Consider the following 25347-nt stretch of genomic DNA (forward strand, 5'->3'; position numbering starts at 1 on the left):
AATCGCTGATGTCAGCGTCCCGGTTCGGCGAGCCGTGGCCGGATGATCTCGATCATCCGGTCGGCCGACGTCCCCGGCGGAAAGAAGCCGAGATAATTGCCCTCGCGGTCCATCAAATAGATGTAGGCGGTGTGATCGACGGTGTAGTCGCCGGCATCCTTCAGCGGCACCCGCGCGAAGTAGACCTTGTAGGCGTCAGCGAGCTTGCGGATCGCATCCAGCTTGCCGGTCAGTCCGATCAGGCGCGGGTGGAACATCGGCACGTAGTCTGCGAGATGCGCCGCGGTGTCGCGCTCGGGATCGACCGTGATGAAGATCGGTTGCACCTGGTCGCCGTCGCGGCCGAGCTTGTCGAGCGCCAGGGCGATCGCCTGCAGATCGGTAGGGCAGATGTCGGGGCAGGTGGTGAAGCCGAAATAGATCAGCATCAGCTTGCCGCGAAACTCCTTGTCGGTGCGTTCATGGCCGGCCTGATCGGTCAGCGCGAACGGGCCGCCGACCGGCTCCCTGTTCCACATCAGGATGTCCATGATCTCGGCGGCCGAGCGCGCCGATTGCGGCGGCGCATCGGCGGCCAGCACCGGCGCCAGCGTCAGCCACAGGCCGACGCCGGCGAATGCCAGGCCCGCGCCAGCGAATGCCAGGCCCGCGCCAGCGAATGCAATGACGCGCGGGATCGGCGCGATCATATGCCGAAGGAGAGGCGGCTGCCCGTCGTCGTGACCAGCACCTTGTCGCCCATCTGCGCGGTCGCCTCCTGCACGAAGTTGAGCCCGGAGCAATGCATCGGGATCAGCACGTCGGGGTCGAGCTTCTTGATCTCGGCGACCACCTCGGTGAGGTAATCCTTCGGCGCCGGCCCGAGATGGAAGCCGCCGACGATGGCGTGAACCTTCTGGATGCCGGAGACCTCCTGTGCCTGCTTCACCGAATTGACGATGCCGACATGGCCGCAGGACGAGATCACGACGAGGCCGAAATCCCGCACGTTGAAGCAGGTGGCGTGCTCATGGATGTGCTCGTCGGGCACGATCTTGCCGTCCATCTCGGCCGGCAGATAGTGACTGGCATTGCAGCCGAGCCCGTCCTTGATGCCGAACTCGACCCAGGTCTGCGGCAGCACACGCTCGATGCTGCGGCGGGTGATCTTGCCGGTGGTGAAGGCATGGCCCGCGATCACGGTCGGGGTCTCGCACAGCACCGTGGTGACGCGCTGCGCGGCGAGCTGGCGGCGATCGAGCGTGCCGAAATCGTTGAACTGGCCCTTGGTCGGTGTTGCGCTGACGCGGTGGCAGAAATTGTCCTCGCCGCCGGCATAGAGCTTCACGTCGGCCGGTAGCTTGTCGCGGAACTTGTCGAGGAAGCCGTTGAGGCCGCCGAAATGATCGTAATGCCCGTGGCTCACGATCAGGCCGTCGAGCATCGCTGGATCGACGCCGACCAGCGCCATGTTGTTGAGCAGCACCTCCGGCGTGTAGCCGTAGTCGAGCATCAGCGTGCGCTGCGCGCCCTTGGCCTCCGACTCCAGCCACAGCGACAGGCCCCATTCATTGTGCAGCGACTTCTGGTAGTCGGCGGAGCGCGGCGGCGGCGCGATGGTGACGCCGCCCGACTGCTTCGGCTTGAAGAACAAATCGAAGCTGGAATCGACCAGCACGCGGATCGAGAGCTTGTCGACGGTCGGCACCTCGATCGGTGCGGCGCTCGCGATCTCGACGCAGGAGAAGGCGCCCGCGGCTGCGGCGCCGGCGAGCGCCGCCGAACCTTTCAGGAAATCACGTCGTGCCAAATCCCGTGTCATCGCAATCCCCCGTGTTTTGAAAACCTTTCAATACCAAACACGTTGAGCCTAGGAGCAATCGGGACGCGGCTCAATCGGGTACTTGCGCTGCTTGCAGATCACATTCGCGCGCGGTGCAATGCGCGCGCCATTGACTTGGCTGCGGTTATGCGTCCAACTCCATGCATTCGCATCTTTCTCGCCGATGCGCGGCATCGGCGGTCCCTGGCAATGCAGGATCACGCCCATGATCGATCTCCACTACTGGTCCACGCCGAACGGTCACAAGGTAACGATGTTCCTTGAGGAGACCGGATTGGAGTACAGGATTTTCCCGGTGAACATCGGCAAAGGCGATCAGTTCAAGCCGGATTTTTTGCAGATCGCGCCGAACAACCGCATCCCCGCAATTCTCGATCACGCGCCGAAGGGCGGCGGCAAGCCGCTACAGCTGTTCGAGTCCGGCGCGATCCTGCTCTATCTCGCCGAGAAGACCGGACAATTCCTGCCGGCCGATATCCATGGCCGCTATGACGCGATCCAGTGGACGTTCTGGCAGATGGGCGGGCTCGGGCCGATGGCGGGGCAGAACCACCATTTCCGCAACTACGCCGTCGAGAAGCTGCCTTACGCGATCGACCGCTATGTCAACGAGACCAACCGGCTCTACGGCGTGCTCAACAAGCGGCTCGCCGACCGCGAATTCGTCGCCGGCGACTATTCGATCGCCGACATGGCGAGCTATCCGTGGGTCGTGCCCTACAAGAACCAGGGCCAGGAGATCGACGATTTCCCGCATTTGAAGCGCTGGTTGGAGACGATCGGCAAGCGCCCGGCGACCGAGCGCGCCTATGCCAAGGCGAAGGAGGTCAATCCGAATTTCGGCCAGCCCGCGATCCGCACCGAGGAAGAGCGCAAGCTGCTGTTCGGGCAGACCGCGGCGGTGGTGCGGTAGGGCGAACTCCTCCGTCATTGCGAGGAGCGAAGCGACGAAGCAATCCATCTTTCCGCGTATGCGGGTCGATGGATTGCTTCGTTCGCTCGCAATGACGGATGTAGCACTTGCGGGTTTTCAAGCCCCGACATACCTCGCCGGCCGCCGTTCCTTCCACGCCGCGAGCCCCTCGGCGAGATCGCGGCCCGGCACCAGCGCGGCGAACTGCTCGCTCTCGACCAAAAGGCCCTCGGCAATCGGCATGTTGAGCCCGCGCGTCACCGCGGTGATGGTGCCGGCGACGGATCCGGGCGAATGCCTGGTGATCCGGCCGGCGAGTTCGCGCGTGGCGGTCAGCAGCTGATCGTGCGGCACGACCTGATTGACCAGCCCGATCTCGCGCGCATGCTCGGGCGGGAACGGATCGCCCGTCAGCAGCAATTCAAGTCCGCGCTTGCGTCCCGCCAGCCGTGGCAGTCGCTGCGTGCCGCCGAAGGTCGGCGGCATGCCGAGCTTGATCTCGGGCTTTGCAAATTGCGCGCGGTCGCTGGCGACAGCGAGATGCACCGCCTCGGTGATCTCGCAGCCGCCGCCGAAGGCGAGCCCGTTGATCGCGGCGATCACGGGCTTCTTGAATGCCTCCAGCCGCGCGGTCATGGCCTGGCCGCGGCGGACGAAGTCGCGCACCGCGACGGCGGAGCCCTGCTTCACGCTCTCGGAAAACTCCTTGATGTCGGCGCCGGCCGAGAAGGCGCGCTCGCCGGCCCCGGTCAGGATCACGGCGCGCACCTCAGCGTCGCCCTCGATGCGGTCGAGCGCGGCCATCAGCTGATCGATCAGCGCGTAGTTCAGCGCGTTGAGCTGCTCCGGACGGTTCAGGGTGATCAGGGCGATCCCGTCGGTGATCTCGAGCAGGATGGGGGCGGGCATGATGCAGTCTCCGACATGGCTGTTTCGTGTCAGCGCTGAATGTAGGGCCAGCTGCAATTTGTGTATATTCACTGGTTAGTATACATACGCAGAATGCCCAGACCTTCCGAGCCCACCCGCGAGCGCATCGTCCAGGCGGCGAGCGCGCTGTTCTACAATGAAGGCATCCGCCGCGTCAGCGTCGACGAGGTTGCGGCCAAGGCCGGCCTCACCAAGCGCACGCTGTACTATCACTTCAAGAGCAAGGACGATCTGGTCGCTGCCTATCTCGCCGCGCGCGACCAGCCCAATCTCGCGCTGTTCCGAAGGTGGTTCGCGGAGGCCGAGGGTGGCCTGGCGGTGAAGGTCGAGGCGATCTTCAAGAACCTCGCGCGCTCGGCGCGACATCCGAAGTGGAAGGGCTGCGGCTTCCTGCGCACCTCCGCCGAACTCGCCAACATGCCCGGGCATCCCGCGATCAGGATCGGCGCCGCGCACAAGAAGAAGTTCGAGGACTGGCTGCGCGCGACCTTCGCGGACGAGGGGATCGCCGATCCGTTCAAGCTGGCGCGGCAGATCCTCTTGCTACTGGATGGATCGTTCGCCGTGGTGCTGCTGCACCGTGACGCCAGCTATATGGAAACGGCCGGCGAGGCCGCGCGCACGCTGATTGCGACGGCGCTGGCGAGACCGCGGCGTAAGCGGGGTTAGGACATGACGAGAGTAGGTGGAATGGTAGTCGCGAAGGCGATGCGCTCCCTCTCCCGCTTGCGGGCAGGGCAATCGCATATGGCCGTTTGAGGCGATCGGAGTTCCCACAAACTCGTCATGCCGGGACAAGCCCGGCCATGACGGCGCGGAAGAATCGGTTCATTCCATATGCGATAGCCCTACGCTTGCGGGGGAGGGCTGGGGTGGGGCTCTCTCCACGAGTCACATCGTGGAGAGAGCCCCCACCCGTATCGCATCTTCGATGCGATACGACCTCCCCCGCAAGCGGGAGAGGTGCAGCAGCCTGCGGCGAGACCTTCTCGCAATGACGATTAAAGCGCGCCGCGCTCCTGCAGCAGCGCCAGCACCGCGTTGAGGTCCGGCAGCACGGCCGCGCATTTTGCACGGGTCGCTTCGGTCGGCGGCGCCATGTCCGGCACCATCAGCGTGATGGCGCCGGCGGCGTGGGCGGCGGCGACGCCGTGGTTGGAATCCTCCACCGCGATGCAGGCTGCCGGCGTCACGCCAAGTCGCGCGGCGGCCTTGAGATAGAGCGCCGGGTCCGGCTTGCCGTGTGTCACGTCGTCAAGCGTCAGCAGCGTCTCGAAGCGGTCGCGGATGCCGGCAAGCGTCAGGTTGCGTTCAGCAGAGCGGCGCGACGACGAGGTGACGATCGCCATCGGGCGCTCCGCGGCGGCGATGGCGTCGAGCAGATCGAGCGTGCCTGATTTGAGCGGCAGGCCCGGCCGCATCATCCGATCGCGATGTTCGAGAAACGCTTGGTTGACGTCCGCGAGCGGAAACGCCGCGCCGTAATGGTCGCGCAGCATCGCCTCGCAGACCGGGCCGGGAAGGCCGACCATGGAATGGCACAGCGCGACGACGTCGTCGGTGTAGCCGCACGCGTTCAGCGCCGCGACCAGGCTGTCGAAGTAGACCTTCTCGGTGTCGAGCAGCGTGCCGTCCATGTCGAGCAGGACGGCGTCGACGGTCCAGCGTGCCTTCACGTTGCGCTCACCGCTGCTTGCTGTTCCGCGAGCTTCCGCAAGCATGCGGGGCACAGGCAGTCGCCGCCGTCGGTCGGCATCGGCAGGCGGAAGCTCTCGTCGGAACACCAGCACGACCCCGTGAGCGAGCAGGAAAATTCGCTGCCGCATGCCGTGCAGGCAAGCCGGCGCGGAGATACTGGTTGGGAACGATCGTGTGACGAGAGGTCCATTCTAACCGCGATTTAATGCGCGAATTAATCTCGGGTTCATCCCGGACCGCGCTATGATGCCAGGCAACTGATATAGCCGGGATAGGCCGTTAAGGGAATTCTGATGGCCCGTGATTCGCAAGCCGCGCTGGTTGCCCTCAACCGGTTTGGATTCGGCGCCCGCGGCGGGGCGTCCGGCGACTTCATCAACGCGGCCTCCGATCCGCGCGGTTTCGTGCTGGCGGAACTGGCGCGTCCGAACGGCGCGCTGCTCGAAGTGCCGGGCCTGCTCTCGACACCCGAACTCGGCAAGCAGGTGTTCGATTATCAGTTCGAGATCGAGCAGGCGCGCGATGCTGCGAAGGCCGCGCAGCAGGGCGCGAGCGAGACATCGCCGCAGGGGCCGAACACGAAGTCGCCGCAGCGGCGCAATCTGTCGCTGTCCACTGCCGCCAAGGAGATCGCCGGAAAAGATCCGACAATGCAGGCGCAGGGCGCCGATGGCGCCAACGCGGCGATGACGCCGTCGGCTCCGATGCAGCCTCCGACGATCCAGACGGTGGCTGGTCCGCCCAAGCCGCCGGCGCAACCACTCAACATCATCCAGAAGACATTCCGTGCCGAGGCGCTGGCGCGCCTGCAGCGCGGCGTGGTCGCCGATTGCGGCTTCGTCGAGCGGCTCGTGGTGTTCTGGTCCAACCACTTCTGCATCTCCGCCAACAAGGGCGCGCTGGCGCGGATGTGGGCCGGCTCGTTCGAGCGCGAGGCGATCCGTCCGCATGTGCTCGGCCGTTTCCCGGACATGCTGAAGGCCGTCGAGCAGCATCCGGCGATGCTGTTCTTTCTCGACAACCAGCAATCGCTCGGCCCGGAGTCGCGCGCCGGCATCAACCGCAATCGCGGCCTGAACGAGAACCTCGCGCGCGAGATCATGGAGCTGCATACGCTCGGCGTTGGCGGCGGCTACACCCAGGACGACGTGACCTCGCTGGCGCGCGTCATCACCGGCTGGACCTTTGCCGGCCGTCGTGGCCAGCTCGGCACGCCCGGCAGCTTCGTGTTCAACGCCAATGCGCACCAGCCCGGACCGCAGCGGGTGCTCGGCAAGACCTACGCGCAAGCGGGCGTCGCACAGGGCGAGGCGGTGCTGTCGGACATCGCGCGGCACCCCTCGACCGCAAAATTCATCGCGACCAAGTTCGCGCGCCACTTCGTCGCTGACGATCCGCCGCCGGCGCTGGTGGCGAGGCTGCAGGATACGTTCACGAAAACAGACGGCGATCTCAGGGCGCTGGCCACCGCGCTGGTTCAGTCCAGCGAGGCCTGGCAGGCGCCGCTGACAAAGATGCGTTCGCCTTACGAATTCCTGGTCGCCTCCGGCCGCCTGCTGGCGCGCAATCCCGAGGATCCGGGCCGCTATCTCAACGGCCTCAATGTGCTCGGCCAGCCGCTGTGGTCGCCGGCCGGGCCGAACGGATTTCCGGACACCGCCGCGGCCTGGGCCGCACCTGAAGGCGTCAAGCTCAGGCTCGACATTTCGGCGCAGCTTGCCGCCCAGCTCGCCGACCGGTTCGACCCGCGCGACCTGCTCGAACTCATTGCCGCCGATGCGGCCTCGCCCGAGACGCGGCGCACCATCGAGCGTGCGGAATCGCGGCAGCAGGCGCTGGCGCTGCTGTTGATGTCGCCCGAGTTCCAGAGGAGATGACGATGGAATGCTCCGAGAGCCTGATGCGGCAGGCGACGTCGCGGCGCGCGCTGCTGCTCGGCGGCGCCTCCTTTGCGGCCTGGGCCTATTTGCCGAAATTCGCGCGCGCCGCCGATGGCCGCGATCCGCGCTTCGTCACCATCATCCTGCGCGGCGCGCTCGACGGCCTTGCCACGGTCGCCCCGGTCGGCGACCCTGATTATGCCGGCCTGCATGGCGCGATCGCGCTGCGCCCCGATGGCCCGAACGCGGCGGTGATGCTGGATCAGTTCTTCGGCCTGCATCCGGCGATGCCGGAATTTTCGCGGATGTATCGCGCCAAGCAGGCTGCGGTGGTTCATGCGGTCGCGACCTCCTATCGCGATCGCTCGCATTTCGATGGCCAGGACGTGCTGGAAAGCGGCTTCCCCGGTCCGGGCCGCGTGCAGTCCGGCTGGCTCAACCGCGCGCTCGAAGCCTTGCCGAAAGGCGAGCGGGTGACGAGCGCGCTTGCGGTCGGCCCGACCACGCCGCTGGTGCTGCGCGGCGCCGCGCCGACCGTCGGCTGGGCCCCGACCGCGCTGCCGCAAGCCGCCGACGACACCGCGATGCGGCTGCTCGATCTCTATCAGCACCGCGATCCGGCGTTGGCGAGCGCGCTGACGCAAGGCTTGCAGCTCGAGAAGCAGGCGCAGGGCGATGAGATGAAGCCGAAGCCCGGGGCGGGCGGCGTGGCGGCAATGCGCCTCGTGGCGCGCGGCGCCGCGAAACTGATGGCGGCCGATGACGGCCCGCGGATCGGCGCGCTCGCCTTCGACGGCTGGGACACCCACGCCAATGAAGGCGGGCCGGTCGGCCGCCTCGCGCAGCTGCTCGGCGGCCTCGACGGCGCGCTGGCGGAATTCCAGAGCGGCCTCGGCGCGCGCTGGCGCGACACCGTGATCGTGGTCGCCACCGAGTTCGGCCGCACCGCGCGCATCAACGGCACCGAGGGCACCGACCACGGCACCGGCACCATCGCGCTGCTCGCCGGCGGCGCGGTGAATGGCGGCCGCATGATCACCGACTGGCCCGGCCTCAAGCCCGCCAATCTCTATCAGGCCCGCGACCTCGCCCCGACCACCGACCTGCGCGCCGTGATCAAGGGCGTGCTGCACGACCAGTTCGGCCTCGGCGAGCGCGTGCTGGCCGATGCCGTGTTTCCGGACAGCGCCCCGGTAAAGCCGATGAAGGGGCTGGTGGCTTGACGGCCAGCCTCAATCACGCTGTCGTCCCGGCGAAGGCCGGGACCCATTACCACTGCTGGTGATTGTTGGGGCGCGCTGGAGCCACAGCGTGGCGTAACCACGCGCATTTGTGGTTATGGGTCCCGGCTTTCGCCGGGACGACGCTGTGGTTACACGACCGCAAGTGTCACCCCCTTCGTGATCCCATCGATCTCCGCCATCTCCTCCGCGGAGAGCTTCCAGCTGATCGCCTTGACGTTCTGCTCGATCTGCTCGGGACGCGTCGCCCCGGCAATGACGCTTGCGACTTGCGGGCGGGCGGCGAGCCAGGAGAAGGCGAGCTCGAGCATGGAGTGGCCGCGCTCCCTGGCAAACGCCTGCAGCTTCTCGACGATGTCCTCGTTACGCGGCGTGACGTAGCGATCCTTCAACGCCGGCGCCTTGGCGAAGCGGGTATCGGCGGGTGCAGCGGCGCCGCGCTGGTACTTGCCGGTCAACAGGCCGCTGGCGAGCGGGAAGAACGGCAAGAGGCCAAGATTGTATGCTTGCGCCGCCGGCAGCAGATCCTCTTCGATGCCGCGCACCAGGAGGCTGTATTCGTCCTGGCAGGACACGAAGCGGTTCACGTTCATCTGGCGCGCGACGTACTCGGCTTCGGCGATCCGCCAGGCGGGGAAGTTGGAGTTGCCGATGTAGCGCACCTTGCCCTGGCGGACGAGATCGTCGAGCGCGCGCAGCGTCTCGTCGATCGGGGTGAGCGGATCGTAGTCGTGCTGCTGGTAGAGATCGATGTAGTCGGTCTTCAGGCGGCTGAGGCTCGCTTCGACCGCCGACATGAGGTAGCGCCGCGAGGCGCCCTGCTTGGTGCCGTCGGTCGCCATCGGCTTGGAGAATTTGGTGGCGAGCACGATGTCCTTGCGGCGGTCGCCCAGCACGGTGCCGAGTACGGTCTCCGAGCCGCCCATGCCGGCATAGATGTCGGCGGTGTCGAACAGCGTGATGCCGAGATCGATCGCCTTGTGGATCACCTTGCGCGAGGTCTCGAGGTCGGTGCGCTGGCCGAAATTGTTGCAGCCGAGGCCGACCGCGGACACGCGCAGCCCGGAGCCGCCGAGATTACGAATTTCCATGAGACAATCCTGTGGGATAGGCGAGGGGTGCCGCGTATTGTGACAAGCACACTAGGGCCCGGCAAGGTGCCGTCCTACCGCCGATCACGCATGACGATGTCGCAAAATGAGATGCCGCAAAAAAAGCGGTCCCGGTCAGACGCGGCGACTGACGGGGACCGCTTGGCGAAGATCTGAGACGGGGGGCCTGATCTGCGCGAGCGGAAGCCTAGCCGGGCTTTGTAACGTGCCGGTGACACCTCTGTTCAATCCACAGGCCGCGAAGATTCGCTCAGACAATCTTGCGATAGATGACGAAGCCCGGCTTGTCCGCGACCTTGTCATAAAGCTGCATCGCGGTGTGGTTGGTCTCATGCGTCTGCCAGTAGACGCGCGGCGATCCCGCGAGCCTGGCCTGCGCGTAAACCCCGTTGATCAACGCGCGGCCAACGCCCTTGCCGCGTGCGGCTTCGCTGGTGAACAGATCCTGCAAATAGCAGGTTGGCGCGATCGCCGTGGTCGAGCGGTGAAACAGGTAATGCGTCAGCCCGAGCAATCTGCCGCCGGCGTCGGCGACCAGCGCGTGCACCGGCTCATAGGCATCGAAGAAGCGTTCCCACGTCATCGCGGTGATCTCGGGCGCGAGCGCGGTCGGCCCGGATCGCTCATAGAAGGCATTGTAGCCGTCCCACAGAGGAAGCCACTGGGCGTAGTCGTTGCGGGTGACGAAGCGGATGGTGACGTCGTCGGCCATGGAGGATTCCTGGATGGTCCTGCGTTGCGGGCGATGTCTCCGCACCGCTCGCAAGGTTCTACCGTCGCTATCTCGCAGGATCAATTGCGGACGAGGTCGCGCCTCACTCGGCGGCGCGCAGCAGCCGCGCCAGACGGCGCTCGCGCCCGGCGCGCTGGGCCCGATATTCATCGGCCTTCGCGGGATCGTCGGTGTGCCGCACGAGGTCGGTGACCGGCGTGTAGCTCAGCATGCGGCCGCCGTCCGGCAGTGCGGTGCAGCTGAAGCGCAGCACCTGGCCGTCGGCGAGGTTGAGATTGATCGGCGTGGAGTCGCCGGCGCGCATCATCGCGATGCGCTCGGCGATGAATGCGCTCAGCTCGTCTTCCGGCAGTTCATAGGCGCCGGTGTCGCGGCCGTGATACATCAGCGCGACGAAGGGCGGCTTGCTCTCGGCCTGCGCATCCGACAGCGCGAAATAGTCGCGGAAGGCGCGGTTGATGAATTCGGCGCGGGTGTCGGCGTCGAGCAGCACGATGCCGATGTCGACCTGGTCGAGCGCGGCGGCGAGCCGCTCCGCGGTGGCGTGATGCTGCTGGTCCGCGGCAAAGGCGTCGATCCATTTCTGCCGCAGCATTCCGGTGATCACGGCGGTGCCGGCCGCGGTCGCCGCCAGCATCAGCATCCGCGCGACGTCGGCGGTGTCGTAACCGGGCAGCGCGCGATGATTGAGGAAGAACAGCGCCGAGGCGGCCACCGCGATCGCGGCGGAGATCAGCCCGGAGGTGATGCCGCTGATCGAGCTCGCAAGCGCCACGATGCAGACGAACAGCGGCGCGGGATTGGGGACGGCGACAACGAGGCGATCGAGCAGGAAGGCGGCGGATGCCGTGATCGCCGTCAGGGCCGGACCTGAAATTGCACGCCAGTCGAACCGCATGCGCGTTCTCGCTATCTATCAAACGAACGATAAAGCCGCAGTTTGACGACAGGGCCGCAACCGCGCCGGCATTTCCGTCCCGACCGTTAAGCGGGCGTTGCGGGGGCCGAACCAGCTTTCGCTGCTTTCAAATCAAATGATATGCAGATCGGCACGGAACCCGGTTCCGTGCCTGCGGGTTACCGCGTGCTTTGCTTGCAAGAGGACATTCGATGCCCGCCATTTCGCCGTCGCTGCTGCCGATCCTGATGCTGTTCGCCTCGAACGTCTTCATGACCTTCGCCTGGTACGGCCATCTCAAGTTCAAGGATCACTCGCTCCCCATCGTCATCATGGTGAGCTGGGGCATCGCCTTCTTCGAGTACTGGCTGGCAGTGCCGGCCAATCGCTGGGGCAGCGCGGTCTACTCGGCGGCGCAGCTCAAGACCATGCAGGAGGTGATCACGCTGGTCGTGTTCGCCGCCTTCTCGGTGTTGTACCTCAAGGAGCCGCTGGGCTGGAATCACGCGCTCGGATTTGCCTTCATCGCCGCCGGCGCGTTTCTGATCTTCCACAAATGGGGCTAATGCTTCACCTCGCCCCGCGTGCGGGGAGAGGTCGGAACGCATCGTTAGATGCGTTCCGGGTGAGGGGGACTCTCCGCAAATGCAGCTATCTCCGAATACGCGGAAAGAGCCCCTCACCCCAACCCTCTCCCCGTAAGAACGGGGCGAGGGAGCACACTGCCGCCGCGGTTCGACCTGATCTCATCGCGCTTTAGTGGTGCGGGGCCGGCTTGGCGGTCGGCGTCGTGACATGCGCGGGGCGTGCGCGGTCTTCGCCTTGCGTGCCGGTCACGATCAGGAGCGATGCCGCCAGCAGGATCGCCGCCGACAGCGTCACGGTCACCAGTCCGACGGGGGTCTTCATCATGTCGCGCCGCTGTCTCTCCCGCGCCTTGCCGCGGATCAGGTGCCAACCGGAAATTGCTTGATTACGCCGGGATCGCCGTTGCCATGGTGATGTTGCTCGACAGCACCGTCACGGCGACGACCAGGCACAACGTCAGCGCGCCGAGCGCGAGCGACGCGGCGATCGCGTTCGTCAGCCGGGATGATGCCACCGGGGCAGGGCGGCCATCGAAGCCTGCCGTGCCGGACCACCGTTTCATGGTCTAAATCCCTCAGGCCGCGAGCGAATCACTCGCGACATCCGCGCGAATCTGCCGGTTGTCACCGGCAACATTGCGGCGGCGGCGCCGTCCAAAAATGGCTAAAATACGGCGGTGGCGCGAGTTTTGCCCGTTATTTGGGCAGTTTCCCCGTTATTCCCCGGATTCACACCCAGCCGTTCAGACGCCGGCCGCGAGGCGAGGCTCAGGTTCGGCCTCGGTACCAGGCTGCCAGTCCATCGAGACAAATCCGGGGGTCTGCTCGACCCGCTTGAGCCAGGCGCGGATCGACGGAAAGGTCGCCAGGTCGAAGTCGCAGCGGTCGGCGACGTGGGTGTAGCCGTAGAGGGCGATGTCGGCGACGGTGAGCTGTCCGGCGGCGAAATAGGCGTGCTCCTTGAGGTGATTTTCCATCACCTGCAGCGCCGCATAGCCGCGCTCCATCCAGTCTTCCAGCGCGTGCGTCTGCAGGTCGCGTCCGCCCTTGACCAGCGACAGCCAGAAATAGGCGGCGCCGATATTCGGCTCCAGCGCGTGCTGCTCGAAGAACATCCATTGCAGCGCCTCGGCGCGCTCGATCCGCGACTCCGGCGCCAGCGGCGTGCCGATCGCGACGTACCAGAGGATGGCATTGGACTCGGCGAGATGGCGGCCCTCGGCGACCTCGAGCAGCGGCACCTGGCCGCTCGGATTCTTGGCCAGGAATTCCGGCGTGCGGCTCTCGCCGCGCAGGATGTCGATCTCGATCGCCTCGTACGGCGTGTTCAGCACCGCAAGCGCCAGCCGGACCTTGTAGCTGTTGCCGGAGCGCTGCATCGAATAGAGCTTGTACATTGCGTCGTGGTTCACTCGGTCAGGGAGACGGTACGCTTAAAAATTGCGCGGCCTGTCACACCGCAACGCCGCTAAACAATGATGCCGACGGGGATGCGTCGCAAGCCCTGCAGTGTGGAAAAAGTCGAAACGTCTACTGCACTGCACACGTGCAGAACGATTCCATCAACACGGCAGAACAACTCGGATCACGCCTGCGCGACGCTCTGCACGGTGCCGGTCGATGGCAAGGCCGATATCAAGGTCGGCACCATGGCCGGCGCGCTGCAACCCCACAAACCTTAACGCGCCATCCTTGGCGGCACGACGCGCCGGTCTGCGTTGACGACCTGCCGTTAGCGCTGTCGGGCAGGTGCCGCGCGGCATTGTCCTCGGAGCAATCCGCGCTGGCGCATGCCGCCGAAGGCCCTGCCGGCAAGGCCGGAGCTATGGTCGCCGGCCTTGCCGGATATGAGTCATCCGGCGCCGGAACTTGCGGAAAATTGCGCGCGCCGCGAGCCATGCGCGAAAGTTTTCGTGCTTTACCGCCAAGCTTCTTGCGGTGCAGCGGCGACAGGCCTAGGGTGCCGCGATCCCATTCAAATCAAGTCGTGGCCCTACGGCTCACGACGTTTGCCAGGAGATGATAATGGCCTTCCTGTCCGCTGCGCTCGACCGTGTGAAGCCGTCCGCGACGATCGCGGTCACGGACAAAGCACGCGCGCTGAAAGCCGCGGGCCGCAACGTCATCGGCCTCGGCGCCGGCGAGCCTGACTTCGACACGCCCGCCAACATCAAGCTCGCAGCGATCCACGCGATCGAGGCCGGCAAGACCAAGTACACCGATGTCGGCGGCATTCCGGAGCTCAAGGAAGCCATCATCAACAAGTTCGCGCGCGAGAACGGCCTGACCTACAAGCCGAACCAGGTCATCGTCGGCACCGGCGGCAAGCAGGTGCTCTACAACGCGCTGATGGCGACCATCAATCCGGGCGATGAGGTGATCATCCCGGCGCCGTACTGGGTCAGCTATCCCGAGATGGTGGCGCTCGCCGGCGGCGAGTCGGTGCCGGTGGTGTGCCCGGCCTCGACCGGCTTCAAGCTGCGTCCGGAAGATCTCGAGAAGGCGATCACGCCGAAGACCAAGTGGGTGATCCTGTGCTCGCCGTCGAACCCGACCGGCTCGGCCTATACGAAGAGCGAGCTCAAGGCGATCACCGACGTGCTGGTCAAGCATCCGCATGTCTGGGTGATGACCGACGACATGTACGAGCACCTCGTCTATGACGACTTCGTCTTCACCACGGCGGCGCAGGTCGAGCCGAGCCTGTACGATCGCACGCTGACCGTGAACGGCGTGTCGAAGGCCTATTGCATGACCGGCTGGCGCATCGGCTATGCCGGCGGTCCGGCGCAACTGATCAAGGCGATGGCGACGATCCAGTCGCAGTCGACCTCGAACCCGTCGTCGATCGCGCAGTGGGCGTCGGTCGAGGCGCTCAACGGTCCGCAGGACTTCATCGCCGCGAACAACAAGGTGTTCAAGGAGCGTCGCGACCTCGTGGTGTCGATGCTCAACCAGGCGAGCGGCATCGAATGCCCGCGGCCGGAGGGCGCGTTCTACGTCTATCCGTCCTGCGCCGGCACGATCGGCAAGAAGGCACCGTCGGGCAAGCTGATCGACAACGACGAGGCGTTCGTCACCGAATTGCTCGAGAGCGAAGGCGTCGCCGTGGTGCAGGGATCGGCATTCGGGCTCGGACCCGCGTTCCGCATCTCCTACGCCACCAAGACTTCCGATCTCGAGGATGCCTGCAAGCGCATCCAGCGCTTCTGCGGTAATCTGCGGTAGTTCGATCCGAAATCAAGAAACGCTCCCGCACCTGGTGCGGGAGCGTTTTTGTTTGTGTGCTGAAATCGCGCCGGTAGATTCGACGAGTCAAATCACATCCTGCTCACCTCACGCGCGTGTGTGCGAACATCGATGCCACACGCGGGAAGTTTTTACGGCGTCTTTGCGCGCTGCCTTGTTTTGGACACGAGCCTTCCTTCCTGTCCGCCGCTCAAATTCAGTTCACCTTGCGGAGACAGTTCAATGCGACTTTCGACCCTCACCCTTGCAGCGCTTGCGTTGCTGGCGCCGTTCGCCACCGCCAACGCGGCGCCTCAGGTTCAAGCCGGGGTCCTGCAATGCCAGGGCGGCGAGAATGTCGGCTTCGTTGTCGGCTCTGTCGCGCGCCTCGAATGCGTGTTTCAGAGCGGCGGCCGTCGGCCCGAGCCCTATGTTGCGACCGTGAAGCGGATCGGCGTTGACCTCGGCGTCACCGCGACGACCCAGCTCGCCTGGGCCGTGAGCGCGCCGACCACCCAGCTCCCGCGCGGTGCGCTGGCCGGCAGCTACGGCGGCGTCGGCGTCAACGCCTCGGTCGGCCTCGGTGCCGGCGGTAACTTCCTGTTCGGCGGCCCGAACAATGCCTACGCACTGCAGCCGGTCAGCGTGCAGGGCCAGACCGGCCTCAACGTTGCGGCCGGCATCGCCGGCATCGATCTCGAGCCGGTCGCCTACGGCGGTCCGCGCCGTCATCATCGTCACCACCGTCATCATCACCACCACTAAGTTGTTGGTGTCTCATCAAGAGGCCTGCGAAAGCGGGCCTCTTTTTTTGTTGTCTGTTGTTTGCTGTCCGTTGCTCGATCAATCGGCAGACCCCGAGGAACATAGCAGCGCCGCAACATCTCCTGACAATCGGTGGCCGGGCACCGCAAATTCTGGCTGGGCGTTCGATGTTGTGGCATAGGATGCGAACGGCGCCGCACACACGGCGCCGTTCTGTTCTCTGCTCGCGTCATGCCTCTCAGCCGGAGACTCCCACCATGCGTCGCTTCACTCTCCTCGCGGGTGCTGCCATTGCCACGCTGACCGCAATCGTTGGCGCCAGCGCCCAACAGCCGATCCAGCGCGTGCAGGTCGGCGTCCTTGAATGCCGCGGCGGCGCGAGCGTCGGCTTCATCGTCGGTTCCGTGACCCATCTCGGTTGCGTGCTGCGCGCCAATGGCCTGCCTGAGGATCGCTACATCGCGACCATCCAGAAGGTCGGCATCGATCTCGGCATCACCCAGGAATCGGCGCTGGCCTGGGGCGTCTATGCGCCGGTGGAGCGGCTCGGGCCGGGTGCGCTCTCCGGCAACTATGCCGGCGCGCAGGGCAGCGCGACGCTCGGTGTCGGCGTCGGCGGCAACGTGCTGGTCGGCGGCTCCGACAACACCATCGCCCTGCAGCCGCTCAGCGTGCAGGGCCAGGTCGGCATCAACGTCGCCGCCGGCCTCGAAAGCCTGGAACTGCGTCCGGGCCGCTAACGCGCGCCCGTGCGGTTGATCAGCTTGCCGAAGAAGCCGCTTGCTTCTTCGGCAACGATCCCGGGCGCCTCGGCGTGAACATAGTGCCCGCTCTCGACGAACCTGATCGAAGGTTCGCTCCAATAGTCTTTCAACCTGTCCGACCATTCGGGCGCGATCAACGGATCGCGGCGGCCCCAGAGAAAGCGCGACGGCACGTCGATGCGCGGCTGCGCCGGCAGCTTGCCTTCCAGCCAGAGCCGGCGCTTGGGCGCGGACGAGAGATACCAGTCGAAGCCGCCCTGGATGTTGCCCGGCTTCATGAAGTTGTCGACATAGGCTTCCAGCAGATCGCCGAACACCGCGGGATCGTCGCCCGACCAGTGGTCGAGGAAATGCCGGAAGTAGAGCCGGCATGACTCGCGCGAGCTTCCGACCAATTGCGCGGCCCATGGCAGCTGCTGGAAGTATTGATACCAGACCTCGATCAGGTGGCCGGGCTGGCCGTAGCGATGGCCGAGGCCCGGATAGGGCGTGCAGAGATAGAGCGTGCCGGTCAGCCGCTGCGGATGTCGATGCGACATCGCCTGCATGACATAGGCGCCGAGATCGCCGCCGATGACGCCGAAGCGCTGATAGTCGAGCGCGTCCATCACAGCAAACATATCCAGCGCGTGGCGCTCCGCGGTGGCGGACGCATCGGGCCCCGGTGTCGGCTTGCCGGTGTCGCCGCAGCCGCGCAAGTCGGGCGCGATCAGTTCGAAGCTGTCGCCGAGGCGCAGCATCAGCGGGCGCCACACCAGCCAGAACTCCGGCCAGCCGTGAAGCAGGAGCAGCGGCGGCCCTTTGCCGAAGCGCGCGGCGTTGACGCGCAGGCCGCCGATATCGATCTTCTGTTGTGTGATGCCTGCCGCGGCTGCTTCCGCGAAGGCTTTTTCCAGCGACGTCATGGGGACTCCCTGTGCTTTGTCGCAGGCTGTCCGCGTTCGCGCATCCGGTCCAATACTCGTTCGATACGGTTGCAGAGCTATTGCGTATGACTGACGGTACCCCCCGCCGTGCTATACCGACGGCATGGAATTGCGACATCTCAGATATTTCGTGGCGCTCGGCGAGGAATTGAACTTCACCCGCGCGGCCGAGCGGCTGCACATCGCGCAACCGCCGCTGAGCCAGCAGATCCGTCAGCTCGAGGACGAACTCGGCGTGACGTTGCTGCAGCGGAATAGCCGTCCTGTCAGGCTCACCGAGGCGGGCGAGCTGCTGCTTGCGCGCGCCCGCTCCCTGCTCGCAAATTTCGAGGCCGCGGTTGCGGACACGCGGCGCGTCGGGCGCGGCCAGGCCGGCAAGCTCGCGATCGGATTCGTCGGCTCCGCGATGTTCGCCGGTCTGCCCGATATCATAGGCAGTTATCGCGACGCCTGTCCCGACGTCGAGCTCGTGCTTGACGAGATGCTGGCGGCCGAGATTGCCGAAGCGCTGCGGCGACGCCGGATCGATGTCGGCTTCGCACGCCCGGCGCTATTGCCGGAGGCGGGTCTTGCCCAGCGCCTGATCCTGGAGGAGCCCTATGTCGCGGCGTTGCCGCGCGCGCATCCGCTTGCCGAGAGGGACGACATTGCGCTTGCCGAATTGTCCGATGATGCCTTCGTGCTCTATCCGGCGCGGCCGGCGCCATCGGTCACCGGCCTGATCGTCGCCGCGTGCCAGGCCGCCGGATTCACGCCGCGACTCGCGCAGGAGGTGCTGCATCTGCAAACCGCGATTGGCCTGATCGCCGCCGGCGTCGGTGTATCGCTCGTCCCGAAGGCCGCGGCACGCGCGCAGACCGGTCGCCGCGTGGCGTATGTCCGCTTGGCCGCGCCGGCGGTGGCGGCGCCGCTCACGATTGCGTGGCGTGAAGAAGATGTCTCGCCCGCCGTGCAGCGTCTGCTCGACCTCGCGACTCGCTGGCGCGAGATTTCTCCGGGACTTGCGCGAAGGAACTGACGCAGCGGATGCAATTGTCCGGACGATGGCTCGGAATTGCAAGCTTACGCGACGCCGCACCGCAGCGACGTTTTCCCGCTTGCCAAATGTCAAACGCAGGCAGAGCATAAACGGTCGCCGACCCAATCATGGGCCGAGCTCCAAAACGAGGAGGCGGCAATGGGACAAGACGTCAGAAGTCCCCGAGGTCCACGGTGCATCGCATTGGTGGGCCCTTTCCAAAGCGGTAAAACCACACTTCTGGAAGCGATCCTGGCGCGCACTGGCGCCATTAAGAATGCCGGCAGCGTAGATGCCGGAACCTCCGTCGGCGATGCCAGCCCCGAGGCGCGTCAGCACAAGATGGGCGTAGGCCTGACCGCCGCCACCACCACCTTTATGGGGGACAGCTACACCTTTATCGATTGTCCCGGCTCGGTCGAATTCGCGCACGATATGCGTGCAGCGTTGCCGGCGGTCGATGCCGCGGTCGTGGTCTGCGAAGCCGACGAGAAAAAGCTGCCGCAGCTGCAGATCATCCTGCGCGAGCTCGAGGAGCTCGGAATTCCCCGTTTTCTGTTCCTGAACAAGATCGACCGCGCCAACAAGCGCGTCCGCGAGACGCTTGCGACCCTGCAGCCGGCCTCGCGCGTGCCGCTGGTGCTGCGCCAGATCCCGATCTGGAACGGCGATCTGATCGAAGGCTTTGTCGATCTCGCGCTGGAGCGCGCGTTCGTCTATCGCGAGCACAAGCCGTCGGAGGTGATGGCGCTCGAGGGCGGCAATCTCGATCGCGAGAAGGAAGCTCGCTTCTCGATGCTGGAGAAGCTTGCCGACCACGACGACGCGCTGATGGAGCAGTTGCTGGAGGATATCCAGCCGCCGCGCGATGCCGTGTTCGACGATCTCGCCCGCGAACTGCGCGAAGGGCAGATCTGTCCGGTGCTGCTCGGCGCTGCGAGCCGCGAGAACGGCGTGCTGCGCCTGATGAAGGCGCTGCGCCATGAGGCGCCCGGCGTCGCCGAGAGCGCCAATCGGCTCGGCATCAAGGATCAGAAGGATGCGCTGGCCTACGTGTTCAAGACCGTGCACTTGCAGCACGGCGGCAAGCTGTCGCTGGCGCGCGTGCTTGCGGGCCGGCTCGACGACGGCGCGACGCTGCAATCCTCAAGCGGCGAGAGCGGACGCGTCTCAGGCATCCTCGCGGTCTCGGGCGGGCATGACAGCAAGCGGCCGCAGGCCGAGGCCGGCGACACCGTCGCGCTCGGCAAGCTCGATGCGATCAAGACCGGCGATACGGTCTCGAGCGGCAAGACGGCGCCGGCCTCGCTGGTCAAGGTCGAGCCGGCCGCGGCCGTGCTGTCGATCTCGATTGCCGCGACCGACCGCAAGGACGATGTCAAGCTCGGCCAGGCGCTGCTGCGGCTGAACGAGGAAGATCCCTCACTGACGATGATCCAGAACCCGCGCACCCACGACACCGTGCTGTGGGGGCAGGGCGAGATGCATCTGCGCGTGGCGCAGGAGCGGCTGAAGGACCGCTACGGCGTCAACGTCAAATCGCATCCGCCGGCGATCGGCTACCAGGAAACCATCCGCAAGCCGATCACCCAGCGCGGCCGGCACAAGAAGCAGTCCGGCGGCCACGGCCAGTTCGGTGACGTCGTGCTCGACATCAAGCCGAAGCCGCGCGGGTCAGGCTTTGAATTCCACGAGAAGGTGGTCGGCGGCGCGGTGCCGCGCAACTATATCGGCGCGGTGGAAGAGGGCGTCGTCGACGCGCTGGCGCGCGGCCCGCTCGGCTTCCCCGTGATCGACGTCGACGTCACGCTGACCGACGGCTCCTATCACAGCGTCGACTCGTCCGATCTCGCGTTCCGTACCGCGGCGCGGATCGGGGTCAGTGAGGGGTTGCCGCAGTGCCAGCCGGTGCTGCTGGAGCCGATCCATATGGTCGAGATCGTCTGCCCGACCGACGCCACCGCCAAGATCAACGCGATCCTGTCGGCGCGCCGCGGTCAGATCCTCGGGTTCGACACCCGCGACGGCTGGATCGGCTGGGATTGCGTCCGCGCCACGATGCCGGAATCGGAGATCGGCGACTTGATCGTCGAACTGCGCTCCGCCACCGCCGGCGCCGGCACCTTCACCCGCCAGTTCGACCGCATGGCCGAAGTGACGGGCCGCGCCGCCGACCAGATCATCGCCGCGCATCGCGACGCGGCGTGATTTCGCACCGTCATTCCGGGATGGTCCGAAGGACCAGACCCGGAATCTCGAGATTCCGGGTTCGATGCTGTCGCATCGTCCCGGAATGACGGGCCAAGATAGCGCCCGTGATTCCCTTCCTATGACGCAGTTTCCACCGTCATGCTTGAATCCCGCCGTAACCTGGCGCTGGCCTGCGCGCTCAGCGCAATGGCCGGCTATGTCGACGGCATCGGCTATCTGCATCTCGGCGGGCTGTTCGTCTCCTTCATGAGCGGCAACTCGACGCGGCTTGGCGTGACGCTGGCCGAGGGGCATTGGCAGCATGCCCTGGAAGCGCTGGAGCTGATCGTGCTGTTCGTCGCCGGCGCCGCAGCCGGCAGCCTGATCGTGCTCAGCGCGCTGGCCCATCGCCAGCCCCTGCTCCTGCTCATCGAGGCGTGGCTGCTCACGGCGGCGGCGGTGGCCTATGCCTATGGCCTGTCGAACGCCGCGGTCGCCGCCATCGTGCTGGCGATGGGGCTCGAGAACGCCGTATTCCAGCTCGAAGGCGGGGCCGGGCTCGGCCTCACCTATGTCACCGGGGCGCTGGTGAAGGCCGGCCAGCTGATCGCCGCCGCGCTCACCGGCGGTGCGGGCTGGGCCTGGCTGCCGAACCTGCTGTTGTGGGCGGCGCTGGTCGCGGGCGCGCTCGCCGGCGGGCTGGCCTATGGCTGGATCAACCTCGCGGCGATCTGGTTCGCCGCAGCCGCCGCGTTCGCCCTCAGCGCGCTGGTTGCCACAACCGCGAAGTGGACGCATTGACAGCGCGCCCGCCTTGGCCGATGTCACCATCATGACGTCCTCAAGCAAAACCCGCGCCGCGTGCCTGATCGGCTGGCCCGCCGCGCATTCCCGCTCGCCGTTGATCCATCATTACTGGCTGCGCACGCTCGGCATCGAGGGCGGCTATGTGATCGAGGCGGTGCCGCCGGAGGACTTCAAGGATTTCCTGTTCCGCCTGTCGCTGCGCGGCTTCGTCGGCGCCAACGTCACCATTCCGCACAAGGAGCGCGCGCTGGCGCTGTCGGCACCGGACGAGCGCGCCCGTGCCGTCGGCGCCGCCAACACGCTGTGGTTCGCCGATGGCGAGCTGCGCTCGACCAACACCGATGTCGAAGGCTTCATCAACAATCTCGACGCCTGCGCGCCCGGCTGGGACAAGACCGCGGACGCGCTGGTGCTCGGCGCCGGTGGCGCGGCACGTGCGGTGGTGTTCGGCCTGATCGAGCGCGGCATCGCGCGCGTGCATCTGGTCAACCGCACCATCGACCGTGCCCGTGCGCTGGCCGGGCAATTCGGCGCGCGGGTTCATCCTGCGACCTGGGACAAGGTTGATGAGCTGCTGCCGCGCGCAGGGCTGCTGGTGAACGCCACGTCGCTCGGCCAGCATGGCCAGCCCGCGCTCGAGGTCGATGTGGGGTTGCTGCCGCAAAATGCGGTTGTTTCCGATATTGTCTATGTGCCGCTGGTGACGCCGCTGCTCGCGGCGGCGGAGGCGCGTGGCCTGAAGACCGCTGACGGGCTCGGCATGCTGCTGCATCAGGCGGTGCGCGGTTTTGAATTGTGGTTCGGCCAACGCCCGCAAGTTACAGCGGAACTGCGTGGGCTGGTCGAAGCCGATCTCACAAAGACTTGAGGCCTGGAATAGCGTCTCTGGCACGGTGTCTCGTGTTAGTCCCCCCGCGTTCCCTCCCGGAGATCACCATGCCTGCCAGCCGTTCCCATCTCATTCGTCCGTGCATCGCGCTCGCGATGGTGACGGCATCCACGCTTTATGCGCTTGCGCAGCAGCCGCCGACGCCGACGCGGGTGCGTGGAACCGTCGAGAGCGTCGATGGCGATACGCTCGCGGTGAAGTCGCGCAGCGGCGAGGACGTCAAGCTGCACATGGCAGGCAACATGGTGGTGCTCGGTCTCACCAAGATCGCGCTGTCCGACATCAAGGTCGGTTCCTTCATCGGCACGACCACCGTGCCCGGCCCCGACGGCACGCCGAAGGCGGTCGAGGTGCACGTCTTCCCGGAGAACATGCGCGGCACCGGCGAAGGCTCGCGGCCCTACGATCTGAAGCCGAACAGCAGCATGACCAATGCGACCGTCGCGCAATCCGTCGTCAGCAATGACGGCCACACATTGCTGGTCAAATACAAGGACGGCGAGAAGAAGGTGGAGGTCGCACCCGATACGCCGGTCGTGACCTATGTTCCCGGCGACAAGGCGGACCTGAAGGCCGGCGCCAAGGTCATCGCTTTCATGAAGAAACTGCCGGACGGCTCGCTCGAAACCGATCGCGTCAGCGTCGGCCGTGACGGGCTTACGCCGCCGATGTGACGCGCAGCGCGTAGCCCGGATGGAGCGGAGCGAAATCCGGGAATCTTCCCAGGAAGGCGGTCCCCGGATTGCGCTCCGCTCCATCCGGGCTACGGCAGAACATGCAAACGCATCACCTGTCCGTTATCGCAGTAACGGCCCCCTCATCCGGTCCGTAGTTGTTGAACGGTCACCTTTCCCGCGAACGGGAGGTAGCCGCACGGAATACCTTCAACTCCCCGGTGTTCCCTGATTCGCCAGCCCAACCCATGAGGGACACCATGCCGAAATCGACGCTGTTCGCCGCATTGCTTCTTGTTGCCTTTGCCTCGGCTGCATCCGCGCAGCAGCCGCCGGCGGTGCGCATCCGCGGCACCATCGAGGCCGTCGACGGCGCCATGCTGTCGATCAAGTCGCGCGACGGCGCCGACATGAAGGTGCGGACCACCGACAACGTCGCGGTGTTCGGCGTCGCCAAGACCGATCTGTCGGAGATCAAGTCCGGTTCCTATATCGGCGTTACCGCGATGCCCGAGCCCGACGGAACGCAGAAGGCGATCGCGGTTCACATCTTCCCGGAGAACCAGCGCGGCGCCGCCGAAGGCTTCCGCCCGTGGGACCTGCGCGCCAACTCGACCATGACCAACGCCACCGTCGCCGAGACCGTGAAGGGCACCGACGGCCAGAACATCACGGTGAAGTACAAGGACGGCGAGAAGAAAGTCGTGGTGCCGCCGGGCACCCCGGTCGTCACCTTCGTCGCCGGCGACAAGTCGGAGCTGAAGCCGGGCGCCAAGATCATCATCTTCGGCGCGCTGAAGAAGGATGACGGCACGCTGGAAGCCAACCGCGTTAATGTCGGCCGCGACGGGATTGCGCCGCCGATGTGAGGCGAAGCGCACCTCTCTCAACACGTCGTCCCGGCGAACGCCGGGACCCATAACCACCGATGGTGGTTTGTTGAGAGGGCTGGGGCCACAGCCGTGTTCTAGTTTCGTACGGCTGTGGTTATGGGTCCCGGCTTTCGCCGGGACGACGCTTGTGGACGGGATGGCGCCGGCGGCTAGACCGCCAGCACGTGATCGTCGATCTCGGCGATGGTGTTGACGCCGCACAGCCCCATCGTGGTGGTGAGCTCCTTGCCCAGGATATCGATCGCCTTGGCGACGCCTTCCTGGCCGCCGGCGCCGAGGCCATAGGCATAGGCGCGGCCGATCATGCAGGACTTCGCGCCGAGCGCGAGCGCCCGCATCACGTCCATGCCGGTGCGGATGCCGCCGTCGAACATGATCTCGAGCTTCGAGCCGACCTCATCGACGATCTCCGGCAGCACCTCGATCGAGGACGGCGCGCCGTCGAGCTGGCGGCCGCCATGGTTGGAGACCACGATCGCCTGCGCGCCGGTCTTGGCGGCAAGCTCGGCGTCCTCGACGTCGAGGATGCCTTTAAGGATCAGCTTGCCCGGCCAGATGCTGCGGATCCAGTCGATGTCCTTCCAGCTCAGCGAGGTGTCGAACTGCGAGGCGGTCCATTCCGACAGTTTCGTCAGATCCTCGGTGCCTTTGACGTGGCCGGCAATGTTGCCGAAGGTTCGGCGCTTGCCTTGCAGCACGCCGGACACCCAGGCGGGCTTGGTCGCGAAGTCGATCAGCTTCGACAGCGACCATTCCGGCGGCACCGTCATGCCGTTCTTGATGTCCTGGTGGCGCTGGCCGATCACCTGCAGGTCGACGGTCAACACCAGCGCCGAGCATTTCGCGGCGATCGCGCGCTCGATCAGCGACTTGATGAAGCCGCGGTCCTTCATGACGTAGAGCTGGAACCAGAACGGCTTGTCGACGGCGGCCGCGATGTCCTCGATCGAGCAGATCGACATCGTGCTCTGGGTGAAGGGAATGCCGGCCGCCTGCGCGGCGCGGCAGGCATAGATCTCGCCGTCGCCATGCTGCATGCCGAGCAGGCCGACCGGCGCCAGGATCAGCGGCATCGCGGCCGGCTCGCCGAGGATCGTGGTCGCCAGGGTGCGCTTGGACACATCGACCAGGATGCGCTGGCGGAACTTGATCTGCTGCAGATCTTCCGAATTCGCGCGCAGCGTATCCTCGGTGTAGGAGCCGCGGTCCGCATAATCGAAAAACGCCTTCGGCACCCGGCGCTTGTGCAGCTGGCGCAGATCTTCGATGCAGGTAATGTGCTTCATGGACGGTCCCGGCCCTTCTTCTGTGTCGCAAGTTCGATGTCGCGAGCCTTGTTTAGGCAGCAAGTCTTGCGGGTGTTCGATCTTGCCGTCATC

General features: G+C 65.9%; 28 protein-coding genes. 15 read left to right on the forward strand and 13 right to left on the reverse strand.

Annotated features, from left to right (window positions below; genetic code table 11):
- Positions 1–11: 11 nt before the first annotated feature.
- The 3 genes from QA635_RS06875 to QA635_RS06885 are packed head-to-tail and all read right to left on the reverse strand — an operon-like array spanning position 12 to position 2029.
- Positions 12–689, reverse strand: coding sequence for an SCO family protein (locus QA635_RS06875; protein WP_283068080.1), 678 nt, complete (start codon positions 687–689; stop codon positions 12–14).
- Positions 686–1801, reverse strand: coding sequence for an MBL fold metallo-hydrolase (locus tag QA635_RS06880; RefSeq protein ID WP_283068081.1), 1116 nt, complete (start codon positions 1799–1801; stop codon positions 686–688). Before QA635_RS06880 ends, QA635_RS06875 begins: the two co-directional genes overlap by 4 nt.
- Before the next feature lie 48 nt (positions 1802–1849).
- Positions 1850–2029, reverse strand: a complete 180-nt coding sequence (locus QA635_RS06885; RefSeq protein ID WP_283068082.1) for a hypothetical protein — start codon at positions 2027–2029, stop codon at positions 1850–1852.
- Here QA635_RS06885 and QA635_RS06890 point away from each other — a divergent pair.
- On the forward strand, positions 2028–2735 hold the full coding sequence (locus QA635_RS06890; RefSeq protein WP_092085122.1) for a glutathione binding-like protein: 708 nt from the start codon (positions 2028–2030) through the stop codon (positions 2733–2735). The two genes, QA635_RS06885 and QA635_RS06890, sit on opposite strands and share 2 nt — an antisense overlap.
- A 117-nt stretch (positions 2736–2852) precedes the next feature.
- Here the strand turns inward: QA635_RS06890 and QA635_RS06895 are convergent, their stop codons facing one another.
- The gene (locus tag QA635_RS06895) at positions 2853–3644 is read right to left on the reverse strand and encodes a crotonase/enoyl-CoA hydratase family protein (protein WP_283068083.1); all 792 of its coding nucleotides are present in this window, start codon (positions 3642–3644) and stop codon (positions 2853–2855) included.
- Between the two features lie 93 nt (positions 3645–3737).
- On the opposite strand from QA635_RS06895, the gene QA635_RS06900 reads away from it, so the two are divergent.
- A complete protein-coding gene (locus QA635_RS06900) occupies positions 3738–4334 on the forward strand; it encodes a TetR/AcrR family transcriptional regulator (RefSeq protein WP_283068084.1) in 597 nt (198 codons plus the stop codon).
- A gap of 332 nt (positions 4335–4666) precedes the next feature.
- Here QA635_RS06900 and QA635_RS06905 read toward each other — a convergent pair whose 3' ends face one another.
- Positions 4667–5341 (reverse strand): HAD family hydrolase, encoded by a 675-nt coding sequence (locus QA635_RS06905; protein WP_283068085.1) that lies wholly within the window; start codon positions 5339–5341, stop codon positions 4667–4669.
- A gap of 315 nt (positions 5342–5656) precedes the next feature.
- Here QA635_RS06905 and QA635_RS06915 point away from each other — a divergent pair, with 315 nt between their 5' ends.
- On the forward strand, positions 5657–7240 hold the full coding sequence (locus QA635_RS06915; RefSeq protein WP_283068087.1) for a DUF1800 domain-containing protein: 1584 nt from the start codon (positions 5657–5659) through the stop codon (positions 7238–7240).
- Positions 7237–8466 (forward strand): DUF1501 domain-containing protein, encoded by a 1230-nt coding sequence (locus tag QA635_RS06920; protein ID WP_283068088.1) that lies wholly within the window; start codon positions 7237–7239, stop codon positions 8464–8466. The genes QA635_RS06915 and QA635_RS06920 overlap by 4 nt, the downstream gene beginning before the upstream one ends.
- A 149-nt stretch (positions 8467–8615) precedes the next feature.
- Here QA635_RS06920 and QA635_RS06925 read toward each other — a convergent pair whose 3' ends face one another.
- From QA635_RS06925 to QA635_RS06935, 3 genes are all read right to left on the reverse strand, one after another.
- Entirely contained in the window at positions 8616–9575 is a 960-nt protein-coding gene (locus QA635_RS06925; protein WP_283068089.1) for an aldo/keto reductase, read from the reverse strand.
- Between the two features lie 271 nt (positions 9576–9846).
- Positions 9847–10308, reverse strand: coding sequence for a GNAT family N-acetyltransferase (locus QA635_RS06930; protein ID WP_283068090.1), 462 nt, complete (start codon positions 10306–10308; stop codon positions 9847–9849).
- Between the two features lie 103 nt (positions 10309–10411).
- On the reverse strand, positions 10412–11227 hold the full coding sequence (locus tag QA635_RS06935; RefSeq protein WP_076829885.1) for a PAS domain-containing protein: 816 nt from the start codon (positions 11225–11227) through the stop codon (positions 10412–10414).
- 212 nt (positions 11228–11439) lie between these two features.
- On the opposite strand from QA635_RS06935, the gene QA635_RS06940 reads away from it, so the two are divergent.
- The gene (locus QA635_RS06940; protein WP_076829887.1) at positions 11440–11793 is read left to right on the forward strand and encodes a DMT family protein; all 354 of its coding nucleotides are present in this window, start codon (positions 11440–11442) and stop codon (positions 11791–11793) included.
- A 190-nt stretch (positions 11794–11983) separates the two neighbouring features.
- Here QA635_RS06940 and QA635_RS06945 read toward each other — a convergent pair whose 3' ends face one another.
- From QA635_RS06945 to QA635_RS06955, 3 genes are all read right to left on the reverse strand, one after another.
- On the reverse strand, positions 11984–12139 hold the full coding sequence (locus tag QA635_RS06945; RefSeq protein WP_168859260.1) for a hypothetical protein: 156 nt from the start codon (positions 12137–12139) through the stop codon (positions 11984–11986).
- A gap of 61 nt (positions 12140–12200) precedes the next feature.
- Positions 12201–12377, reverse strand: a complete 177-nt coding sequence (locus tag QA635_RS06950; RefSeq protein WP_168859259.1) for a hypothetical protein — start codon at positions 12375–12377, stop codon at positions 12201–12203.
- A gap of 180 nt (positions 12378–12557) precedes the next feature.
- Complete coding sequence (locus QA635_RS06955; protein ID WP_057015955.1) at positions 12558–13211, reverse strand: glutathione S-transferase family protein; 654 nt, start codon at positions 13209–13211, stop codon at positions 12558–12560.
- Positions 13212–13304: 93 nt separating this feature from the next.
- Here QA635_RS06955 and QA635_RS06960 point away from each other — a divergent pair, with 93 nt between their 5' ends.
- From QA635_RS06960 to QA635_RS06975, 4 genes are all read left to right on the forward strand, one after another.
- The gene (locus QA635_RS06960; RefSeq protein ID WP_283068091.1) at positions 13305–13496 is read left to right on the forward strand and encodes a hypothetical protein; all 192 of its coding nucleotides are present in this window, start codon (positions 13305–13307) and stop codon (positions 13494–13496) included.
- A gap of 343 nt (positions 13497–13839) precedes the next feature.
- The gene (locus tag QA635_RS06965; RefSeq protein WP_028340563.1) at positions 13840–15042 is read left to right on the forward strand and encodes a pyridoxal phosphate-dependent aminotransferase; all 1203 of its coding nucleotides are present in this window, start codon (positions 13840–13842) and stop codon (positions 15040–15042) included.
- Positions 15043–15285: 243 nt separating this feature from the next.
- Complete coding sequence (locus tag QA635_RS06970; RefSeq protein WP_057015953.1) at positions 15286–15807, forward strand: DUF992 domain-containing protein; 522 nt, start codon at positions 15286–15288, stop codon at positions 15805–15807.
- Positions 15808–16064: 257 nt separating this feature from the next.
- A complete protein-coding gene (locus QA635_RS06975; RefSeq protein WP_283068092.1) occupies positions 16065–16547 on the forward strand; it encodes a DUF992 domain-containing protein in 483 nt (160 codons plus the stop codon).
- On the opposite strand, the gene QA635_RS06980 is transcribed toward QA635_RS06975, so the two are convergent.
- Positions 16544–17476: an alpha/beta fold hydrolase gene (locus tag QA635_RS06980; protein WP_283068093.1), complete on the reverse strand. Its 933-nt coding sequence runs from the start codon at positions 17474–17476 to the stop codon at positions 16544–16546. The genes QA635_RS06975 and QA635_RS06980 overlap by 4 nt on opposite strands.
- 124 nt (positions 17477–17600) lie before the next feature.
- Between QA635_RS06980 and QA635_RS06985 the strand changes: the two genes are divergently transcribed.
- The 6 genes from QA635_RS06985 (at position 17601) to QA635_RS07010 (ending at position 23944) form a co-directional block, all read left to right on the forward strand.
- Entirely contained in the window at positions 17601–18515 is a 915-nt protein-coding gene (locus tag QA635_RS06985) for a LysR substrate-binding domain-containing protein (protein ID WP_283068094.1), read from the forward strand.
- Positions 18516–18674: 159 nt separating this feature from the next.
- Positions 18675–20723: an elongation factor G gene (locus QA635_RS06990; RefSeq protein ID WP_283068095.1), complete on the forward strand. Its 2049-nt coding sequence runs from the start codon at positions 18675–18677 to the stop codon at positions 20721–20723.
- 141 nt (positions 20724–20864) lie between these two features.
- Positions 20865–21506: a YoaK family protein gene (locus QA635_RS06995; RefSeq protein ID WP_283068096.1), complete on the forward strand. Its 642-nt coding sequence runs from the start codon at positions 20865–20867 to the stop codon at positions 21504–21506.
- Between the two features lie 31 nt (positions 21507–21537).
- Positions 21538–22380: a shikimate dehydrogenase gene (locus QA635_RS07000; RefSeq protein ID WP_283068097.1), complete on the forward strand. Its 843-nt coding sequence runs from the start codon at positions 21538–21540 to the stop codon at positions 22378–22380.
- Between the two features lie 116 nt (positions 22381–22496).
- Positions 22497–23075 (forward strand): hypothetical protein, encoded by a 579-nt coding sequence (locus QA635_RS07005; RefSeq protein WP_283071490.1) that lies wholly within the window; start codon positions 22497–22499, stop codon positions 23073–23075.
- 260 nt (positions 23076–23335) lie between these two features.
- Positions 23336–23944, forward strand: coding sequence for a single stranded DNA-binding domain-containing protein (locus QA635_RS07010; protein WP_283068098.1), 609 nt, complete (start codon positions 23336–23338; stop codon positions 23942–23944).
- A gap of 173 nt (positions 23945–24117) precedes the next feature.
- Here the strand turns inward: QA635_RS07010 and QA635_RS07015 are convergent, their stop codons facing one another.
- A complete protein-coding gene (locus QA635_RS07015; RefSeq protein WP_028340554.1) occupies positions 24118–25254 on the reverse strand; it encodes an alpha-hydroxy acid oxidase in 1137 nt (378 codons plus the stop codon).
- Positions 25255–25347 lie beyond the last annotated feature (93 nt).

The sequence above is a fragment of the Bradyrhizobium brasilense genome (genome assembly GCF_029714345.1).
Classification (GTDB): Bacteria; Pseudomonadota; Alphaproteobacteria; order Rhizobiales; family Xanthobacteraceae; genus Bradyrhizobium; species Bradyrhizobium australafricanum.

Coding starts and splice junctions, on each gene's coding strand:
- QA635_RS06875 (WP_283068080.1), bottom strand. CDS start 689: ATGATCGCGCCGATCCCGCGCGTCATTGCATTCGCTGGCGCGGGCCTG.
- QA635_RS06880 (WP_283068081.1), bottom strand. CDS start 1,801: ATGACACGGGATTTGGCACGACGTGATTTCCTGAAAGGTTCGGCGGCG.
- QA635_RS06890 (WP_092085122.1), top strand. CDS start 2,028: ATGATCGATCTCCACTACTGGTCCACGCCGAACGGTCACAAGGTAACG.
- QA635_RS06885 (WP_283068082.1), bottom strand. CDS start 2,029: ATGGGCGTGATCCTGCATTGCCAGGGACCGCCGATGCCGCGCATCGGC.
- QA635_RS06895 (WP_283068083.1), bottom strand. CDS start 3,644: ATGCCCGCCCCCATCCTGCTCGAGATCACCGACGGGATCGCCCTGATC.
- QA635_RS06900 (WP_283068084.1), top strand. CDS start 3,738: ATGCCCAGACCTTCCGAGCCCACCCGCGAGCGCATCGTCCAGGCGGCG.
- QA635_RS06915 (WP_283068087.1), top strand. CDS start 5,657: ATGGCCCGTGATTCGCAAGCCGCGCTGGTTGCCCTCAACCGGTTTGGA.
- QA635_RS06920 (WP_283068088.1), top strand. CDS start 7,237: ATGACGATGGAATGCTCCGAGAGCCTGATGCGGCAGGCGACGTCGCGG.
- QA635_RS06925 (WP_283068089.1), bottom strand. CDS start 9,575: ATGGAAATTCGTAATCTCGGCGGCTCCGGGCTGCGCGTGTCCGCGGTC.
- QA635_RS06930 (WP_283068090.1), bottom strand. CDS start 10,308: ATGGCCGACGACGTCACCATCCGCTTCGTCACCCGCAACGACTACGCC.
- QA635_RS06935 (WP_076829885.1), bottom strand. CDS start 11,227: ATGCGGTTCGACTGGCGTGCAATTTCAGGTCCGGCCCTGACGGCGATC.
- QA635_RS06940 (WP_076829887.1), top strand. CDS start 11,440: ATGCCCGCCATTTCGCCGTCGCTGCTGCCGATCCTGATGCTGTTCGCC.
- QA635_RS06945 (WP_168859260.1), bottom strand. CDS start 12,139: ATGATGAAGACCCCCGTCGGACTGGTGACCGTGACGCTGTCGGCGGCG.
- QA635_RS06950 (WP_168859259.1), bottom strand. CDS start 12,377: ATGAAACGGTGGTCCGGCACGGCAGGCTTCGATGGCCGCCCTGCCCCG.
- QA635_RS06955 (WP_057015955.1), bottom strand. CDS start 13,211: ATGTACAAGCTCTATTCGATGCAGCGCTCCGGCAACAGCTACAAGGTC.
- QA635_RS06960 (WP_283068091.1), top strand. CDS start 13,305: ATGCGTCGCAAGCCCTGCAGTGTGGAAAAAGTCGAAACGTCTACTGCA.
- QA635_RS06965 (WP_028340563.1), top strand. CDS start 13,840: ATGGCCTTCCTGTCCGCTGCGCTCGACCGTGTGAAGCCGTCCGCGACG.
- QA635_RS06970 (WP_057015953.1), top strand. CDS start 15,286: ATGCGACTTTCGACCCTCACCCTTGCAGCGCTTGCGTTGCTGGCGCCG.
- QA635_RS06975 (WP_283068092.1), top strand. CDS start 16,065: ATGCGTCGCTTCACTCTCCTCGCGGGTGCTGCCATTGCCACGCTGACC.
- QA635_RS06980 (WP_283068093.1), bottom strand. CDS start 17,476: ATGACGTCGCTGGAAAAAGCCTTCGCGGAAGCAGCCGCGGCAGGCATC.
- QA635_RS06985 (WP_283068094.1), top strand. CDS start 17,601: ATGGAATTGCGACATCTCAGATATTTCGTGGCGCTCGGCGAGGAATTG.
- QA635_RS06990 (WP_283068095.1), top strand. CDS start 18,675: ATGGGACAAGACGTCAGAAGTCCCCGAGGTCCACGGTGCATCGCATTG.
- QA635_RS06995 (WP_283068096.1), top strand. CDS start 20,865: ATGCTTGAATCCCGCCGTAACCTGGCGCTGGCCTGCGCGCTCAGCGCA.
- QA635_RS07000 (WP_283068097.1), top strand. CDS start 21,538: ATGACGTCCTCAAGCAAAACCCGCGCCGCGTGCCTGATCGGCTGGCCC.
- QA635_RS07005 (WP_283071490.1), top strand. CDS start 22,497: ATGGTGACGGCATCCACGCTTTATGCGCTTGCGCAGCAGCCGCCGACG.
- QA635_RS07010 (WP_283068098.1), top strand. CDS start 23,336: ATGCCGAAATCGACGCTGTTCGCCGCATTGCTTCTTGTTGCCTTTGCC.
- QA635_RS07015 (WP_028340554.1), bottom strand. CDS start 25,254: ATGAAGCACATTACCTGCATCGAAGATCTGCGCCAGCTGCACAAGCGC.